This window comes from Georgenia sp. TF02-10, assembly GCF_022759505.1.
In the GTDB taxonomy this organism is placed as follows: domain Bacteria; phylum Actinomycetota; class Actinomycetes; order Actinomycetales; family Actinomycetaceae; genus TF02-10.
Genome location: NZ_CP094289.1, coordinates 3,242,184 through 3,259,170, shown reverse-complemented (window position 1 = coordinate 3,259,170; position 16,987 = coordinate 3,242,184). Strand labels below are relative to the sequence as shown.

Here is a 16,987-nt window from a genome sequence, read left to right as displayed (position 1 = left end):
GCCTGGTCGCGGACCGCCGTCGGCGGGCACGACAATGGCCCGCATGACGCGCGAGGTCCGCCGCAACCACGGCCACAACGGGCACCGGGACGCCTACCAGCGCGGCCCGGTCCTCCTGCGCGGGACGCAGATCCCCGAGGAGACCCACGACGCCCGCCTGCTCCAGCCCGGCCAGGACATCAGCTGGCTGCACCAGGACCCCTGGCGGGTGATGCGCATCCAGGCCGAGTTCGTCGAGGGCTTCGGCGCGCTGGCGGACCTCGGCCCGGCGATCTCCGTCTTCGGGTCGGCCCGGGTCCGCGCCGACGACCCCGAGTACGCCCTCGCCGAGGAGATCGGCCGCCGCCTCGTCGAGGCCGGGCTCGCCGTCGTCACCGGCGGCGGGCCGGGCGTGATGGAGGGCGCGAACAAGGGTGCCTGCGAGGCGGGCGGGGTCTCGGTCGGCCTGGGCATCGAGCTGCCCTTCGAGCAGGGTATGAACCAGTGGGTGGACCTGGGGGTGAACTTCCGGTACTTCTTCGCCCGCAAGACGATGTTCGTGAAGTACTCCCAGGGCTTCATCGTCCTGCCCGGCGGGTTCGGCACGATGGACGAGCTCTTCGAGGCGCTCACCCTGGTGCAGACCCGGAAGGTCTCCTCCTTCCCCATCGTGCTCGTCGGCCGGCAGTACTGGGGCGGCCTGGTGGACTGGCTGCGGAGCACCATGGTGGGACGCGGGACGATCAGCCCGGCCGACGTCGACCTGCTGCCGGTCGTCGACACCGCGGAGGAGGCTGTCGAGGCGGTCCTGCGCGGCATGGTGGTGCTCGCCAAGGAGCGGGAGGCGCAGGAAGCCGCGGCAAGCGAGGCCGGCGGTGCCCCCGAGTGACTAGACTGGCCGACGGCGACCACCGGCCGGACCTGCCCGCCGGTGGTGAGAAGACCACGAGGAATGAGGGGTGCACCACATGGCCGCGATGAAGCCGAGGACCGGAGACGGCCCGCTCGAGGTGACCAAGGAGGGCCGCGGCATCGTCATGCGCGTCCCGCTCGAGGGCGGCGGCCGGCTCGTCGTGGAGCTCACCCCCGCCGAGGCGGGCGAGCTGAGCGAGGCCCTCGCCGCCGTCGCCGGCTGACACCCCACTCCCACCCGCACCCCAGCCGCCCGGCCGGTCAGCACCCGCTGACCGGCCGTCGGCGTCCCAGGAGCTGATCCGCCCGTGCCCATCGACTGCCGCCTGCCCCAGGTCCATCTCGGCCGCCGCCCACCGGCCGCCGCCCTCGCCGGCCCCGACGCCGACGTCCTCGGGCTGCTCGCGGTTCCCGACGGCGACGGCGCGGCGCTGCTGCCCGGCGCCGCCGCGGCGGCCGCCGGCTACGGGCTGGACTGGGCCGCGGAGGCCCGCCGGCACCGGTTCACCGGGGCCGTCGGCACCAGCGCGGTCCTGCGGCTGCCGGACCTGCCGGCGGCGCCGTGGGCCGGGCTGCCGGGCACGGTGGTGCTCCTCGGCACGGGCGGCGGGGCGGCCGGCGCCCGGGCAGCCGCGGGCACCGGCGGGGCGGCCGGCACCCATGGCGACGGCGGTCGCGCCGGTGACGGCCGTGACGGCGACGCCGCCGACGGCGACGGCGAGGGTCCAGGTGCCACGGACGCCGCCCGGCAGGCCGGCCTGGCGCTGGGCCGGGCGGCGGCCGGGACGGCTGCCGCCGCCGTCGTGGTGGAGCCCGGGACCGATGCGGCGCAGGTCCGCGCCCTGGTCGAGGGGTTCCTGCTCGCCGGCTACCGGATGCCGCGCACCTCGAGCCGCCCCGACCCCGGCCCGGCCCCCGCGGAGCGGCTGACCCTCCTGGTTGCCGGCCCCGCCGACGGCGCCGGGCCCGCCGCCCCTGCCGGCGATGACGCCGCCCCCGGCTACGCAGCCGCCGTCACGGCCGCCCGGGCCGCCGTCCGGGCCACCCTGCGCACCCGGCTGCTGGCGGCCACGCCGCCGAACACCAAGAGCCCCGCCTGGCTCGCGGACCAGGCCCGGGCCCTGGCCGCCGAGACCCGTCCGCCCGCCGGCCGGCTGAGCGCCGAGGTCCACGACGAGGCCTGGCTCGCCGAGCAGGGGATGGGCGGCATCCTCGCCGTCGGGTCCGGCTCCGCCACCCCGCCCCGGCTGGTGGTCGTCACCTGGGAGCCGCCGCACGCGGCACGCACGGTGGCCCTGGTCGGCAAGGGCATCACCTTCGACACCGGCGGCCTCTCGCTCAAGCCCCGCGAGGCCATGGTCACGATGAAGACCGACATGGCCGGCGCGGCCGCCGTGCTCGCCGCCACCCTCGGCGCCGCCGAGCTGGCCCTGCCGGTCCGGGTCGTCGCCGTCCTGCCGCTCGCCGAGAACGCCATCGGCGGGGCCGCCTACCGCCCGGGGGACGTCGTGCGGACCTTCGACGGGACCACCGTGGAGATCGCCAACACCGACGCCGAGGGCCGGATGGTCCTCGCCGACGCGCTCGCCTGGGCGGGCGCCACGCTCGACCCGGACGTGCTCGTCGACGTCGCCACCCTCACCGGCGCGGCAAAGCAGGGCCTCGGGCTTGGCCGCGCCGCGCTATACGCCACCGACGACGACCTCGCCGGCGCCCTGCTCCGGGCCGGGCGGGAGGCCGGCGAGCCGGCGTGGCGGATGCCGCTGGTGACCGACTACGTCCCGGCGCTCGACTCCACCGTCGCCGACGTCGGGCACGTCACGAGCGACCCGCACGTCGGCGCCGGATCCGTCCTCGCGGCCCTCTTCCTCGCCCGCTTCGCCGCCGGTCGCACCTGGGCCCACCTGGACATCGCCGGCCCCGGCCGGACCGGCAGCAAGCAGGGCGAGCTCCCGGCGGGCGCGCCCACCGGCTACGGCGCGCACCTGCTGCTGCGCTACCTCGAGGCGGTGGGCGGCCAGCCGGCGTGACCGACGGCCGACCCGGCGGCCGGTGCGACCGGCGGCCGGTGCGGTCGGCCGGTGCGACCGGCGCCTCGGCAACCGGGCAACGGTGCATCCGGGGGACCGACCGGCGTGGCCGAGCGGTCAGCGCCGCACGCCGACCAGCAGCCCGTCGCCGGTGGGCAGGAGCGCGGTGACGAGCCGGTCATCCGCCCGCACGGCCTTGCCGAGCTCGCGGGCCTCCACGGTCGCCTCGTCCCGGCGCGCCGGGTCCGCCACCCGGTCGTGCCACAGCGCGGAGGCGACGGCGAGCACCCCGCCCGGCCGCAGCAGCCGGACCGCCTGCGCGACGTCGTCCGCGGCCTCCTCCGGGTCGCCGTCGACCAGGACCAGGTCGTAGGCCCCGTCGGCGAGGCGCGGCAGCACCTCCCGGGCCCGGCCGGTGATCAGCCGGGTCCGCGCGGGCCGCACGCCCGCGGCGGCGAAGCACTCCCGGGCCGCGCGCTGGTGCTCGGCCTCGACGTCGATCGTGGTCAGCACGCCGTCGGGACGCATGCCGCCGAGCAGCCACAGGCCGGATACGCCGGCGCCGGTGCCGACCTCGGCGACGACGCGGGCCTGGCAGGCGGCCGCGAGGACGCGCAACGCGGCGCCGGTGCCCGGCGAGACCGCGGTGACGCCCAGCTCGGCGGCCCGCAGCCGGGCCTGGGCGGTGGCGTCGTCCTCCGGGACGAACTCTTCGGTGTATGCCCAGGACAGGGCCTTGTCGGCGGTGATGGCGACCTCTCTCGCCGGTGCGGGCTCGGGACAGGGGCGATGGTAGCGGGCGCCGGTCCCGCCCGCCCTGCCGGGCCAGCCTCACCCGCCCCGCCGGACCGGGCTCGCCCGCCCCGCCGGACCGGGCTCGCCCGCACTGCCGGACCGGACCCGCTGCCCGACCGGACGCAGCGGGGCGGATGGTGGCCGTCCGCCGAGGTGCCGGCCTACCCTCCCCGTCATGTCCCTCACCTGGCGGCAGGCGCTCGGCTGGCGGCTGCGGCGGCACCTGCTCGACCCGGTGGGCAGCGCGCCGGCGCACGACGTCGTCCGGCGGCTGGTCGCGGTGCCCGCGGCGGGCCGGACCGACCTGGCCGTCGGCGCGAGAAGCACCGACTCCCAGCCGGGGGAGGTGCCCGCGGCGCTCGCCGACGGACGGCTGGTCATGGTCTACGCCTGGCGCGGTGCGACGCACCTCATGGCCCCCGCCGGCGCCGCCGACGCCCTGGCGGTCCGGGCGGCGAGCCGGATGTGGGAGCGGAAGAGCTGGCGGGAGTACTACCACCTCGAGCCGGCGGACTGGCCGGCGCTCCGCGCGGTCGTCCGGGAGGCGCTGGCCGACGGTCCGCTGACCCGCGCCGAGCTCGGGGCCGCGGTCACCGCGGTGCCCCGGTTCGCCCACCTCGGCTTCGCCTTCGCCGACCCCAGCCACACCCTGCTCAAGGCGTTCACCTGGCAGGGGGACATGAGCTTCGGCCCGAGCCGCCAGGGCCGGGTCACCTTCCAGCGGCTGGACACCAACCCGCACTGGCCGGGCCTGCCCGACGCCGGCGACGCCGGGCCGCGAGCCGTCGCGGCGTACGTGCGCGCCTACGGTCCGACGACCCCCGGGCACCTGGACTACTGGCTGGGCCAGGGACTCGGCGCCGGCCGCAGGCGTGTCCGGGCCTGGCTCACGGGCCTGGGGGACCGCCTCGTGGAGGTCGACGTCGATGGCGCGGGCGCGCTCGTGCTGGCCGAGGACGCCGCCGCGCTGGCGGCGGCCGAGGCCAGCAACGCGGTGCGGCTGCTCCCGGCCCACGACCAGTGGGTGCTCGGCCCGGGCACCGCCGACGTCCGCGTCGTCCCGCCGGCGCGCCGGGCGGTGGTGAGCCACGGCGCCGACCTGGTGGTCGCCGGCGGGGTCGTCAGCGGCACCTGGCAGCAGCGGGACGGGCGGATCGAGGTCTCATGGTTCGCCGAGGCAGGCGCGGCGCCGGAGGAGGCGCTGACGGCGGAGGTGCAGCGGCTCGGCACACTGCTGGGCACGACCGAGGTGAGCGTGGAACCCGACCCCGGGTAGTCGCGACCGGCTCGCGGCGTGCGCAAAGCCCGACCCAGCCGCGCGGCAGCCCGACGGCGGCCCCGGCGGTCAGTCCTGCCCGTGTCCCGTCGCCCGCGCCAGTCGCCCGTCCCGCCGCGCATCGGGGAGCGGGTCGCCGTGCTCCGCCGGGTCGGTGGCGTCCTCCGCGACGGCTCGCAGACGGGCCAGGTCCTCCGGGTGCAGGCCCGGCTGGTCCTGGACCGTCTCGAGCAGCAGCCGGATCTGGCGGCGCAGCGCCGGCACGTGCTCGTCGCGGCCGGCCTCCTGGACGTGCTGGACCAGCATCCTGAGGACCCGCAGCAGCGTGGCGACCACCAGCGGTTGGGCCGGTGCTGCCTGCCGCAGCTGGCTGAAGGCGTGCTCGATGTACTCCTCGTGCCGCAGGTTCCAGGGGCGCAGCAGCACCCGCCCGTCGGGGCCGGCGACGCTCTCCGGGGGCAGGTCGGCCACGAGCACCTCGCGCAGCAGCCCGCCGATGCGCAGCGTGGCCTCCACCGCCGTGGTCGGGTCGTTGATGGCTGAGCTCAGGGCGCGCAGCCCGATGTCGACCAGCTGGCGGATCGCAAAGTCCACGTCCTCCTGCATCGTGCGGTTGTCGGCCACGGCGACCGTGGCCGACAGCAGCCGCACCACCCGGCGGGGGTCGGCCGGGGTGGGCCACAGCGTGACCAGCGGCTCACCCTGGTGGATGTACGCGCCCGTGCGGGTCTCGAGCCGAACCGTCGTGCCCGGCGGTACCGCCTGCAGGATCCGTTGGCCCGGCGCCTGCGTGACCCAGCCGGCCCGGGGTGCCGGGACGACGTACGGTTCGAGGTCCTCGCGCGTCGGTGCGGCGGGGCGCTCGTCGACCCCGGTGCGCAGCATGGCCGCCAGCACCTCGCTGCCCTCCTGCGCGATCGCCCGAACTACCTCGCCGACCTGCAGCCGCCGCGCCAGGCGGTCGAGGTGGGCCACGATCAGCACGACGGTCACCAGGGTCAGCGCCACGGCCACGGTCAGGGTGACCGGTGGGGCTGGTGCGGCCGGGTCGGCGCCAATGTGCCGCAGGGTCAGCACGCTGTACACGAACGTGGCGACCAGCAGGCCGATGACGACCTGGCTGAGCCGGTCGCGGACGAACGAGCGCATGACCCGCGGCGAGAACTGGCTGCTGGCCAGCTGCAGGCTGACGACGGTCAGCGAGAACACGACACCCGCCGTCGTGATCGTCGCACCGGCGACGGTGCTGAGCAGCCACGTCGCCGCGTTGCTGGCCATCTGGACAGCGCCGGGGACCGTCTCCCGAGCGTCCAGGGCGCGGTCGACCGCCGCGGCCGCCTCGGCCAGCCCGACGCCGCCCGCGACGATGAGCGCCGGGAGCAGGAAGAGGCTCTCGCGGAACCGGTACACCCCAGCGGCCAGGGCCAGCTCGGGTCGCAGGGCTGGGTACCTCCTCATGACGTCATCGTCCCGGGATGGTCGGGCTAGTGCCCACCGAGAGCGGTGGGCCGTACGCCCCGCGTCGTCCCCTCCGGCGATGCCGGCCCATCGAGCCTCGACCAGCGACCCATGGGGCACGAACCTGACGGCCATCGACCCCCGACCGGGCCTGCCCCTCCCGCTCGAGGTAGGACAGGCGCCCCAGCCGGTCCATGATCCCGGGATGTCGAGGAGGCGGGTCTGGTTCTCGACCTCCACGCCGATGTCCATCAGTCCCACACCCGGCCATCGGGTCGAGGTCGCGGCGGGTCTGCCAGGGCCTCGCCAGCGCAGAGGGCCGGGGTGGAGGTGAGCGACCGGCGAATGCCGCCGGCGTCTCAGCCTGAGGCGTCCGCGCGGTCCCGGCACCGGCGGCGTCGCACATGTGGCATGGATCCGGTTAGGCCGTGAGGCGGTAGGGGTGGATCTCGGTGCCGTCGGGGCGGTGGAAGTGCCACTGCCCGTGCAGACGGGTGATGGTGATGTCGCGGGCGTGAACGAGGTCGTGGTGGTGCCAGCAGAGCAGCACCCCGAGGGCGACGTCGGTGGGTCCGTGCTGGGCCCACCAGGTGATGGAGTGATGGATCTCCCCTTCCCCCGGCGGTGCGGTGCAGTCGGGGGACTGGCAGTGGCGGTCCCGGGCGATGATGGCGCGGGTCTGGGCGGTGGTGAACAGGCGTTCTTCGCGGCCGACGTCCAGGATCTCGCTCGCGGGGCCGAAGACCACGCGGTGGACGGCGGAGCCGCAGGCGAGGCGGGCGAGGAGCCCGTGGGGCAGCGGGGTGCCGTCCTCGAGGGTGGCGGGCTCGACACCGCGGAGCCGGCCGGCGTCCAGGGTGGTGGTCAGCACCGCCTCCGCCCCAGCCGCTCCGACGCTCCCACCCGGCCCTGGCGGCCCGGCTGCCGCGCCGGGTCCGCCGGGCCCGGCGCCCAGGTGCTGCCCGGCGGCCTGCCCGGCGCTGGCGTCGTCCCCGGCGGGCTGCCCCGGCGGGGTGTCGCCCTCGGCGTCGGCGAGGGCCTTCAGTGTGTCGAAGGGGACGGTGACGGCCAGGTGGGGGCGGATCCGGGCGCCGGGTCGCAGGGTACCGGAGTCCAGGGCGAGGTGGGCCAGGCCGTCCAGGGCCGCGGCGCGGCGCTGGGCCGGGGTGCTCTTCTCCCCGGCGGCGGGGGTGGGGGTGCGGGCGGACAGCGCCCGGTAGAGCAGGTCACCGCTGGTCTCGGTGAGCCACCCGCGCAGGTCGTACCCCCCGGTGGTCCGGGACAGGTAGAGCTCCTCCCGGCCGACGTCTTCCTTCCAGGACGCCTCGGCGGCCTCGGGGTCGGTCATGATCGCCCACCGGCGCACCAGGCGGGTGAACAGGGTGGCGTCCATCGCCTGGGCCTGGGTCAGCAGGAACGCCTCGCCCATCTCGGGGTCGGCGAGCTGGTCCCGGCGCGCCTGGGTGTCGGTGGCGTGCCGGGCCAGGGCCGCGGCGTGGTCTGGCCCGATCACCCCGGCGGCCAGGGCCGCGGCGGTGGCGGGCAGGTGCTCGCGCAGGGTGCGGGCCCGCCGGACCTCGGTGCGGGCGGTCACGTCCGTCCGCCCGGTGCGGTGGCGGTACCACACCGGCAGGGACCTGGCCCCGCCGGCGGCCCACAGCCCGTGGGCCTCGACGGCTGCCAGGACCTTGGAAGCCAGGCCCTCGACCTGGCGGCGCAGCCGCTCGAGGGTGTCGACCGCGGCCAGCACCTCCCCGGCCTGGAGGCCGACGACGTCCACGCCCTGGAGCTCGGCCAGGGCCTGGCTGGCCCGCTGGAGCGCCCCGGCCAGGTCCGCGGTGCCGGCCGGTTCCGGTGGCGGGTGCTCGGGTCCCATGGCTGCTCACCTCCTCGTGATGTTCTTCCTGCCACACATTCTATCGAACTGGCGTACGACTCCGCAAGGCTTTCTACCGGGATTTTTTAATCTGTGGATTGTGTGGCAACAAGGGTGTCGTTGTGGATAATTCTCGACGAGTTGACGGTGCGGACTGGGCAGGCGCCCCTCGCTGTGCGGCCAACTCATGAGCAACCACGGGCTCGGGTCATCGCGACAGGCGATCGCCCAGCACCTCGCCGTCCTCGAAGCCGCAGGCCTGGTCGAAGGCTGCAGGCCTGGTCCTAGACGACGCTCGAGGGGCGGTACAAGCTCCACGAGGTCAGCGCCAAGCCGCTCGATCTGATCGCCGAGCGGTGGCCCGCACTGACATAGATGCCCCTGGTCGCCTGGGAAACGAAATCGTCCGCGGCCATCCAGGCAAGGAACGGCTCAGGGTCGACCGGGTGAGTCGGATACCAGCCGGTTGCCCGTCGACCTCATCGATCAGGTGGCGCCGACGGGTTACGGGAGCTGCTGGGATGCAGGAGGTCGTCTGTGCCGGGGTGGTGATCGTCGGGCGGCATTGCGGTGGGCTTCGCGCAGGTGACCCGCGCAGGCCGCCGCGAGTCCTCGCCGGGGATGCCGGGTGGAGGAGGGGCTACGTCCGCGCGCCGTCACCGGCCTCGTGGCCCCCTGGGCTGCGTCCGGCCGGCGTTGCCTTCTCGGGCCGGTTCTCTTCGGCGGCCCCGCGGACCAGCTGAAGCAGGTCGATGCCAGTCTGCGCCTTGAGGAGCGCCCCGAGCTCGTTCACGCCGACGGCGACCTGGTCGGTGAGCCTGGAGGCCCCGTTCTTGTCGATGACGGTGATGTCGTCGATGCTGCTGAGCGCGTCGGCGTAGGGCTGCGCCATCCTCGGCAGCGCGTCGAGCACCATCTGCAGGCGCGCCGACTCGGGGAAGGCCTGGTAGGCGTCGGCCTCGGCCTTGATCGCGGCACCTCGTGCTTCCCCCTTTGCCCGCTCGGCAGCGGCCTCGGCCTCGCCGCGGGCCTGGGTGCCGTCCGCCTCCGCCCGGGCGAGCGCGAGGGCGCCCTCGGCCCGGCGCTGCTGCTCGACAAGGGCGGCCTCGGCCCGCGCGCGCAGGGCCGACGCCTCCGCCTGTGCCTGCGCCGTGGTGCGCTGGGCCTCCGCCTCGGCCTTCCGGATCGCCGCCGTCTTGGCCGCCTCCGCCTCCTGCTCCGCCGCGTACTTGCGGGCGTCGGCCTCCTGCGCCGCCTCGTACTTGGCCGCCTCGGCGGGCTTGCGCACCTCGGTCTGGAGCTCCTGCTCGCGCAGCGCCGCCCGACGCTGGGCCACCTGCTCCTGCTGCACGAGCACGGCCTGCTGAGCCTCCGCCTCCGCGCGCTCGCGTGCTGCCTCGGCCTCGGCCTGCGCCGTGGCCGTCTGCTGGGCGATCTGCGCATTGCGCAGCGCGAGGGCCTTGTTGGACTCCGCGATCTGGACCGCGGCCTCGTTGGAACGCTCGGTGCTCTCCTGCTGGGCCTGCGCCTCCGCGATCTCGGCATCACGGGCCACCGCGGCCGCCCTGGGACGGCCGAGGTTGCGGATGTAGTCGCCGGAGTCCTCGACCGTCTGGATCTCGAAGTTCTCCAGGACCAGACCCCGCTCGGCGAGCATCGGGACGGCTATGTCCTTGACCTCCTTGGAGAAGTCCTGGCGCTCGTAGAGGATCGACTCCACGGTCAGCGTGCCCGCGATGGTGCGCAGAACACCGACCAGGACCTCGCTGGTCTGCTGCTCGATCACCTGCTCCTGGTTCCGTCCCGCGAAGCGTTGCGCCGCGGCCCGCACCATGCGCTCGGTGCCGCCGACCTTGACGACGGCGATGCTCCGCAGCGTGACTCCCACACCACTCTTCGTGGTGGCGTCTTCGGCCGTCACCGGAAAGCTCTGGGATGCCAGGGAGAGCCGTGCGACCTGCTCGAAGACCGGCTTGACGAACGTTCCTCCGCCGATGACGACGCGTTGCCCGGACAGGTCGGTGCTCTCATCACCCGTCTCGGGGTTGATCACCGGTGCGCCGCTCTTGCGGCCGGTGATGATGAGCGCCTCGTCAGGCGTTGCGATCTTGAACCGCACCTTTGCATAGACGAAGACGACGACCGCCAGGACCAGCACGGCGACGACCGCCGCAGCGACGATCAGGACGGGGCGGGCGAGATCCACGGCACTCCTCGAGGCAGGACGTCGGTCACGGAGAGCGGTACGGCCATGAGCGGCCGTCGCCTGCCCAGGCGGACTTGATCGCCAGGCGGGCAAACCGCGCCCGCCGATCGTTCCGGTCGGGCACTGTGACCCTACCGGGGGGCGACGAACCTCAGGCGGGCTTTCAGATCGTGAACGATCATGTGGCCAAGGTCGGACAGGGCCGGTCCCGAGCTCGCCGCCCAGTGTCGGCGATGGTGCCGGACGCAGGTCCTGACCAGGGCCGCAGATCCTGACCAGGGCGTGGCGTAACCGGTTTCGGGCGGTGGGCCCGGCCCGCGAACGTCGAGATGCCTAGCCGGGCGACCCGAGGGTCCGAGTGGTCGGACCGCGTTTACGTACGCGGGTCGGTGGGACTGCTCGCCGCCGCCCCGCGCACGTCGCCCGGCACCCCGCCGGCCGCCGTCGTCAGCCGCGCCGCGACCGCGGCGACCGCCTGGCGCAGCTCCGGCCCCCCGGCCACGCGGAACGGCAGCGGGATCGCCGCGAGCCACTCCGCGGCGTACATCTCGGGGTTGCCCGTCGTCCCGACCAGCGTGCAGCCCTCGCCGTCGTCGGCGGCTTCCAGGCGGCCCATCGGCGGCCGGACGTACCGGGCGACCTCCTCCGCCGGCGCGTCGAAGACCACCCGCGTCTCGTACTCCCAGCCGGTGCCGAGGTGCTCCTCGAGCAGCGCCACGGCGTCCAGGCCGGCCGGGGGCTCGAACCGCTCGTTCCCCTCGACGACCGAGCGGACCCGGTCCACCCGGTAGGCACGGACCGCCCCGGCGCGGTGGGAGTGGCACAGCAGGTACCAGTAGCCGTGCCGCACGACGACGGCCCACGGGTCGACGTCCTCCGCCCACTCCCGGCCCGCGCCGCTGCGGTAGCCGATCGTGACGCGTCGTTGCAGGCCGACGGCGGTCACCAGGGCGCTGGTGGTGTCGGGCGCCGGCTGGGTTCCGCGGTCCGGTGCGGTCGCCGCGTGGCGAGCGACGACCGCGGCCTGCCGGCCGACGTTCTCCGGCAGCGCCCGGACCAGCTTCGCCAGCGCGGTGCCGACGGCGTCCTCGCCGTCGGGGGCCCGGCCGCCCTGGAGGACGGCCATGACGAGGGCCACCGCCTCCGGCGCGGTGAACACCACGGGCGGCAGCCGGACGCCGCGGCCGAGCCGGTACCCGCCGTAGGGGCCGCGCGTCGCGGTGACCGGGATACCCGCCTCCCGCAGGATCGCGACGTAGCGGCGGGCGGCCCGCTCGGTGACGCCGAGATGGCCGGCGAGATCGGCGGCGGTGGCGCCGGGGCTGGTCTGGAGCAGGTCGAGCGCGCGGAGCGCCCGCGCGGTCGGGCTCAGGTCGGCTCCCACATCCCGAGGCTAGCCAGGAAGTAGATCGTCCGGAACCGGCTCTAGCGTCGGGGTGCGAGAGACGCGAACCGCAGGCGCTGGCACCCCGGCCGGCCCTCGAGGAAGGAGCAGCCGTGGACATCCTGCTCATCGCCGGGCTGTGGCTGGACGCCTCGGTCTGGGACGACGTGGCCGAGCACCTTCGGGTGCGCGGGCACCGGCCGGTGCCGGTCGCCCTCCCGGGCCAGGACGACGGCGACCCGACGGCGACGTTCGACGACCAGGTGGAGGCGGTGGTCGCGGCCGTCGACGCCGCGGACGGCCCGCCGCTGGTCGTCGGCCACTCGGCCGCGTGCAGCCTCGCGTGGGTGGCCGCCGACGCGCGTCCGGCGCGAGTCCGCGCGGTGGCGCTGGTGGGCGGGTTCCCCGCGGCGGACGGCGAGCGCTACGCCGACCTCTTCGAGCCCGAGGACGGCGCGATGCCCTTCCCCGGCTGGGAGCCGTTCGAAGGCCCGGACTCCGCGGACCTGGACGACGCCGCCCGGCGCGCGTTCGTGGCGCGGGCGGTCCCGGTCCCGGAGGCCGTCTCGCGGGGCGTGGTCCGGCTCCGCGACGACCGGCGGCACGACGTCCCCGTGCTGCTGGTATGCCCGGAGTTCTCACCTGCCGACGCACGAGCATGGATCGACGGCGGGGACGTGCCCGAGCTGGCGCGCGCCGCGGTCTCCTTCGTCGACCTCGACTCCGGGCACTGGCCGATGATCACCGCCCCGGCCGCCCTGGCCCGGGTGCTGGCCGAGGAGGCCGACCGGTGGTGACCGCGGCGGGCGCCGAGGGCGCAGCGGCGCACACCCCCACCCACCCATCGTCCGTACCACCACCAGGAGGAGACCGTGATGGACATGTGGTTCGAGCTCCATGAGGTCCGTGCAGCGGACCTCATCCGTGAGGCCGAGGGCGCCCACCTTCGCCGCGTCCGGCGGCAGGCGCGGCGGCGCACCACGCCGTTCGTTCCGCGCCGGCCGCTGGGCACCGAGCTCTGACCGGTGGGCCGACCGAGGCGACCTCGGCCACGATCTCCCCGTGCGGGCATACCCGGAGCTTCACGCCCGCCGCGGGCGAGCGTGCGGATTGAAGGCGAGAGCGCGGATCGAAGGCGAGAGTGCGGATAAAGGTGCTGACATGCCGGAACTGACGAGCGCCAGCGGCTCCTCCGTCGCGCTCGACTCGGGGCGCTGGCCGATGATCACTGCTCCGCCCGCCCTGGCCCGGATGCCGGTAGGGGAGGCCGACCGATGGTGACTCTGGCGGGCGCCGGAGGAGCGCCGGTGTACAGGGTGACGGAGCTGGACGCCTCGACGTGGGACGCGTTCGCCGAGCTCGTGGAGCGCAACAACGGCGTCTACGGCGGGTGTTGGTGCATCGGCTACCACCCGGAGTGCGGGCAGCGCGGCGTCAGCTACCGGGCGATCAAGGAGGACCGGGTGCGCACCGGTCGGGCCCACGCCGCGCTCGTCCTGGACGGGGAGGGGCGGGCACAGGGCTGGGCCCAGTACGGCAGCCCGGAGGAGCTGCCCGGTATCAAGCACCGCCGCGTCTACGACAAGGACGCCCCGCCGGTGCCGGACTGGCGGATCACCTGTATCTACGTCGATCCCAAGCACCGCGGCCAGGGCATCGCCCGGGTGGCGCTGGAAGGTGCGCTCGATGCCATCGCCCGGCAGGGCGGCGGGCTGGTGGAGGCGATCTCCGAGGTGACGGACGGCCGCCAGGCCCAGGAGCCTGTTGTCCTTTGGCGGCGGTCGCGCGGGGGCCTGGTGGCGGGATTTTCGGACCAGCGGCTCGGTGAGCCGGGCCGAGCGTGTGCTGGACGCCCTGGGGGGACTTCGGGGGCTGTGCGGGCGGGTGGGGGCCCTGGCGGGGGTGTGGGGGTGCCCCTGGTGGGGGTCAGGCGACCTGGAGCTGGGCGGTGGTCACTCCCTTGGCGAGCAGGCGGAGCAGGTTGGTCACCCCGGCGGCCAGGGAGAGCTCGGACTGCACCGCTGCCAGGCCGCGGCGGGAGAACCGGCGCAGCCCGCGGCCGTCCTTCAGCCAGGCGTTGGGGGCTTCGATCAGGTGGGACCGGCGCCGGTAGGTGGCGAGCCCGTCGGGGGTGCGCAGCCGGTGGTTGACCTTCTCCCGGGCCGACGCACCCTCCGGTGGTGGACCCTCGGCCGGGTTCGTGGTGGCGCGGGCGGACAGGCGGCGGCGCTTGCTGTCGGCGATCAACCGGTCCGGGCCGGGTGCGGTGAGGTTCTCGTTGGAGTCATACCCCGCGTCGGCGAGCATCGTCCCGATGGTCAGGTCCGTCCGGCCGGTGCGCTCGGCGATGGTGGCCAGGGTGGTCTCGACCGCGTCCTTGGTGGGCAGGAACTGGCGCACGTCGGTGGTGTCCTGGGTGGCCCGGGCGGTCAGGATGAACACGTCCTCGCTGGTGGAGGTCTGGCAGTTCATGCCCTGGACCCAACCGTCGCGGGTCTTCATCAGCCGGGAGTCCGGGTCGGTGAGGTTGGCATACACCTTCTCCCCGGCGTTCTCCCCGGCCGGGCCGCCGGCCTGCGCCGCCGCCCCGGCGCCAACCTTCTCAGCGTCTGCGGCCTGCTCCGTGCCGGCGCCCGGCGCCTGGCCGGCGTCGGCGGTCTGCTCCGTGCCGGCCCCGGTGGCGTTGCCGGCGCCGGCGCCTGGGGCCCGGTCCTGATCGGTGCCGCCGGCCGTGTCCTGACCAGCGGTCACGAGGCCGCGGGCGGCCAGGGCCGCCTGGTAGGCCACCCAGGCCCGACGGACCCGGCAGTGCTCGTCCGGCGGCAGCGGCGGGCGTCCCCTCCTGACCACCCCGGCGGCCAGGTCGCCCTGGTAGGCCTCGTACCGGGCCGCGGCCTGCGCCCGCGCCCGCTCCCACCGGGCCCTGGCCACGCCGACCGGGTCCACCCCCTTCGGCGGGTGCCCGCACAGCGGGGCCCCCTCCGCCTGCGCGCTCTGGTACTCCTCGGCCCGCTCGACCGTCTTCTCTGCCCGCTCGGCCGTCTTCGCCGCCTCGGCCTCGGCCTTGCGGCGGGCGGCGAGATACTTCTCGGCCCGCTCGGCGGCCCTCGCCGCCTCCGCCTCCGCCTCCACCTTGCGGGCGGCGGCGCGCTTCTGGGCCCGCTCGGCCTTCTTCTTCTCCTCCGCCTCGGTCTTGGTGCGGCGGGCGGTGATGACGTCCAGCGCCCGCTGGATCCGCCCACCCCGGTCGGTCCGGTCGGTCACCGCCTCGGGCAGCTCGTCCCCGCGCTTGTCCGGACCGAACAGGGCGTCCTCCTCCGCGTCCGTGGCGCCGACCCGGCCGACGTAGTCCTCCGCCATCTTCCGCAGGGTGGCCTCGCTGCGGTTGGCGCCCCTGCTGGCGCTGGCCTGGATCTTCGTCCCGTCCAGAGCCACCACCCCCATCGAGAGCATCCCCAGCTCGGCGGCCAGCACCAACGACTCGGTCAGCAGACCGGTCAGCGCCTCCTCGTGGCGCTGGCGGAACCGGGCCAGCACCGTGTGGTCCGGGACGTCCTGGGCGCAGATCACCCGGAACGCCACATCCGTGTGGCACAGCCGCTCGATCCGCCGCGAGGAGGACTCCCCCTGCGCCATCGCGTACACGAACAGCGTCAGCAGCATCTCCGGGTCATACCCCCGCCGACCCACCCCACCCAACCGGGCCTTGGCGTGGAAGGCGGTGGTGTCCATCCGCTCCACCGCCGCGATCAAGAACCACACCAGATGCTCCGGCGGCAACCACTCACGCATGTCCGGCGGGAGCAAGAACTCCTGGTCCCGATCCACCACCCGGTACGTCCTGGCCATACCCCCGATCCTCCCGGCAGCGCCCAGGCCGGCCGGCAGACACGCCCAGGCCCGCGCCAGCCCAAAAAGCAACAGGCTCCCAGGGGAGGTTCCTGTTCAGCGCCACGGTGGAGCTCTTCGACCAGTACGGCTTCGAGCGGGTGCGGCAGGTCGGCAAGCACGCCTGGATCGTCAGCCGGGTCGCCGAGGCGCGGTGACCGGCGACGGTAGGCCTGGGTTCACCAGTCGGGCGCCCAGCTGCCGCTTGGGCGGTCGGGCACCGAGAGGTCCGCGAGGACGCCGTAGTGGTCGCTGGCCTGCACGCCGTCGACGGGCTGGTCGAGGACGAGCGCGCACGAGGCGACCTGCAGCGAGGGGCCGTGGCTGCCGCAGCGCACCAGGACGTAGTCGATCCGCCGGTCCGGGCCGTGCGGCATCGTGCCCGCCCGGACGAGAGGGTTCTGGCGGGTGAAGGTGTGGCCGGGTTCGGCCGGACGGCACGCCTCCCACGCGTCGGTGTAGCACGTGCTCGTCCCGCCCAGCGACTGCCGGCCCGTCCAGAACCGCATCGAGGCGTGGTCGGGTGCGGCGTCGAAGTCACCGAGCACGACGACGTGCTCGATGCCCTGCTCTGCGGTGAGCCCGTCGGCCAGCTCGGACGTCCGTACCGCCGCGATCTCGCGCTCGTGCTCGAGCCGGTAGGTCCAGGCGGGTTTGGGATGAACCACCAGGACCGGACCCAGCGGGGCCGGCGCGTCGACCCGGGCGAACACCGCGAAGCTCCACGGCAGGTCCCCGGACCGGTCCGTCAGCCGCAGGTCCTCCGTGTGCAGCGGCGCGAGCGGCCACCGGGAGGCCAGGAGCGCGCCGACGCCGTCGGGAGAGTCCGTCGGGTGGGCCACCACGGCGTAGCCCGCGCCGAGGAGCTCCGACACGATCTCGTCCGGCCGGTCGGTGGGCACCTCCTGCAGCGCGACGACGTCGGGCGCGAGCTCGCGCAGCCGGCGCGCGACGACCGCCCTCCGGGTCTCTCCGTCCGCGTCGGCGAAGTCGAGCACGTTGAGCGTCACGACCCGGATGCCCGAACCCTCGGGCGGGCGATCGGGTCGTAGTCCACCGCTTGGTCGAGCGAGTGCACGGCCACCAGTCATCGACGCCAGCGTGTCTCGATTCGGCGCACTCATCTTCTGTCCACACTCCTTTGACCGCGCGTCTTCCCCCGAGCTTGTCGACCAGCGCTGAT

Annotated in this window: 13 protein-coding genes and 1 pseudogene; 7 read left to right on the top strand and 7 right to left on the bottom strand. The window is 75.1% G+C overall.

All coding sequences use genetic code 11. The features are described 5' to 3' along the window. Positions 1–43: 43 nt before the first annotated feature. The 3 genes from MF406_RS14805 to MF406_RS14795 all read left to right on the top strand — a co-directional run bounded on the left by MF406_RS14805 (position 44) and on the right by MF406_RS14795 (position 2,921). Entirely contained in the window at positions 44–868 is an 825-nt protein-coding gene (locus tag MF406_RS14805; protein ID WP_242895226.1) for a TIGR00730 family Rossman fold protein, read from the top strand. Positions 869–947: 79 nt separating this feature from the next. Continuing rightward, a complete protein-coding gene (locus MF406_RS14800) occupies positions 948–1,115 on the top strand; it encodes a DUF3117 domain-containing protein (protein ID WP_242895224.1) in 168 nt (55 codons plus the stop codon). A gap of 84 nt (positions 1,116–1,199) precedes the next feature. After that, complete coding sequence (locus tag MF406_RS14795; RefSeq protein WP_242895222.1) at positions 1,200–2,921, top strand: M17 family metallopeptidase; 1,722 nt, start codon at positions 1,200–1,202, stop codon at positions 2,919–2,921. Between the two features lie 117 nt (positions 2,922–3,038). Here MF406_RS14795 and MF406_RS14790 read toward each other — a convergent pair whose 3' ends face one another. Then, positions 3,039–3,671 (bottom strand): O-methyltransferase, encoded by a 633-nt coding sequence (locus MF406_RS14790; protein ID WP_242897815.1) that lies wholly within the window; start codon positions 3,669–3,671, stop codon positions 3,039–3,041. 220 nt (positions 3,672–3,891) lie between these two features. On the opposite strand from MF406_RS14790, the gene MF406_RS14785 reads away from it, so the two are divergent. Then, positions 3,892–4,992 (top strand): DNA glycosylase AlkZ-like family protein, encoded by a 1,101-nt coding sequence (locus tag MF406_RS14785; RefSeq protein WP_242895220.1) that lies wholly within the window; start codon positions 3,892–3,894, stop codon positions 4,990–4,992. Between the two features lie 69 nt (positions 4,993–5,061). On the opposite strand, the gene MF406_RS14780 is transcribed toward MF406_RS14785, so the two are convergent. The 4 genes from MF406_RS14780 to MF406_RS14765 all read right to left on the bottom strand — a co-directional run bounded on the left by MF406_RS14780 (position 5,062) and on the right by MF406_RS14765 (position 11,916). Further along, positions 5,062–6,450 carry a DUF2254 domain-containing protein gene (locus MF406_RS14780; protein WP_242895218.1) on the bottom strand — a complete coding sequence of 463 codons (1,389 nt, stop codon included), beginning with the start codon at positions 6,448–6,450 and terminating at the stop codon, positions 5,062–5,064. A gap of 421 nt (positions 6,451–6,871) precedes the next feature. Beyond that, a complete protein-coding gene (locus MF406_RS14775) occupies positions 6,872–8,326 on the bottom strand; it encodes an HNH endonuclease signature motif containing protein (protein ID WP_242895216.1) in 1,455 nt (484 codons plus the stop codon). Positions 8,327–8,966: 640 nt separating this feature from the next. Further along, a complete protein-coding gene (locus MF406_RS14770) occupies positions 8,967–10,532 on the bottom strand; it encodes a flotillin family protein (RefSeq protein WP_242895215.1) in 1,566 nt (521 codons plus the stop codon). A gap of 373 nt (positions 10,533–10,905) precedes the next feature. Beyond that, positions 10,906–11,916, bottom strand: coding sequence for a YafY family protein (locus MF406_RS14765; protein WP_242895213.1), 1,011 nt, complete (start codon positions 11,914–11,916; stop codon positions 10,906–10,908). Positions 11,917–12,029: 113 nt separating this feature from the next. Here MF406_RS14765 and MF406_RS14760 point away from each other — a divergent pair, with 113 nt between their 5' ends. From MF406_RS14760 to MF406_RS14750, 3 genes and pseudogenes are all read left to right on the top strand, one after another. Beyond that, the gene (locus MF406_RS14760) at positions 12,030–12,713 is read left to right on the top strand and encodes an alpha/beta fold hydrolase (protein ID WP_242895211.1); all 684 of its coding nucleotides are present in this window, start codon (positions 12,030–12,032) and stop codon (positions 12,711–12,713) included. 78 nt (positions 12,714–12,791) lie between these two features. After that, a complete protein-coding gene (locus MF406_RS14755) occupies positions 12,792–12,938 on the top strand; it encodes a hypothetical protein (RefSeq protein ID WP_242895209.1) in 147 nt (48 codons plus the stop codon). 252 nt (positions 12,939–13,190) lie between these two features. After that, positions 13,191–13,628 (top strand): annotated as a pseudogene (locus MF406_RS14750) (GNAT family N-acetyltransferase); the annotation flags it as partial. Between the two features lie 214 nt (positions 13,629–13,842). Here the strand turns inward: MF406_RS14750 and MF406_RS18915 are convergent. Continuing rightward, the gene (locus MF406_RS18915; protein WP_305852966.1) at positions 13,843–15,765 is read right to left on the bottom strand and encodes a transposase; all 1,923 of its coding nucleotides are present in this window, start codon (positions 15,763–15,765) and stop codon (positions 13,843–13,845) included. Positions 15,766–15,983: 218 nt separating this feature from the next. Then, positions 15,984–16,814: an endonuclease/exonuclease/phosphatase family protein gene (locus MF406_RS14730; RefSeq protein WP_242895207.1), complete on the bottom strand. Its 831-nt coding sequence runs from the start codon at positions 16,812–16,814 to the stop codon at positions 15,984–15,986. Between the last annotated feature and the right edge of the window lie 173 nt (positions 16,815–16,987).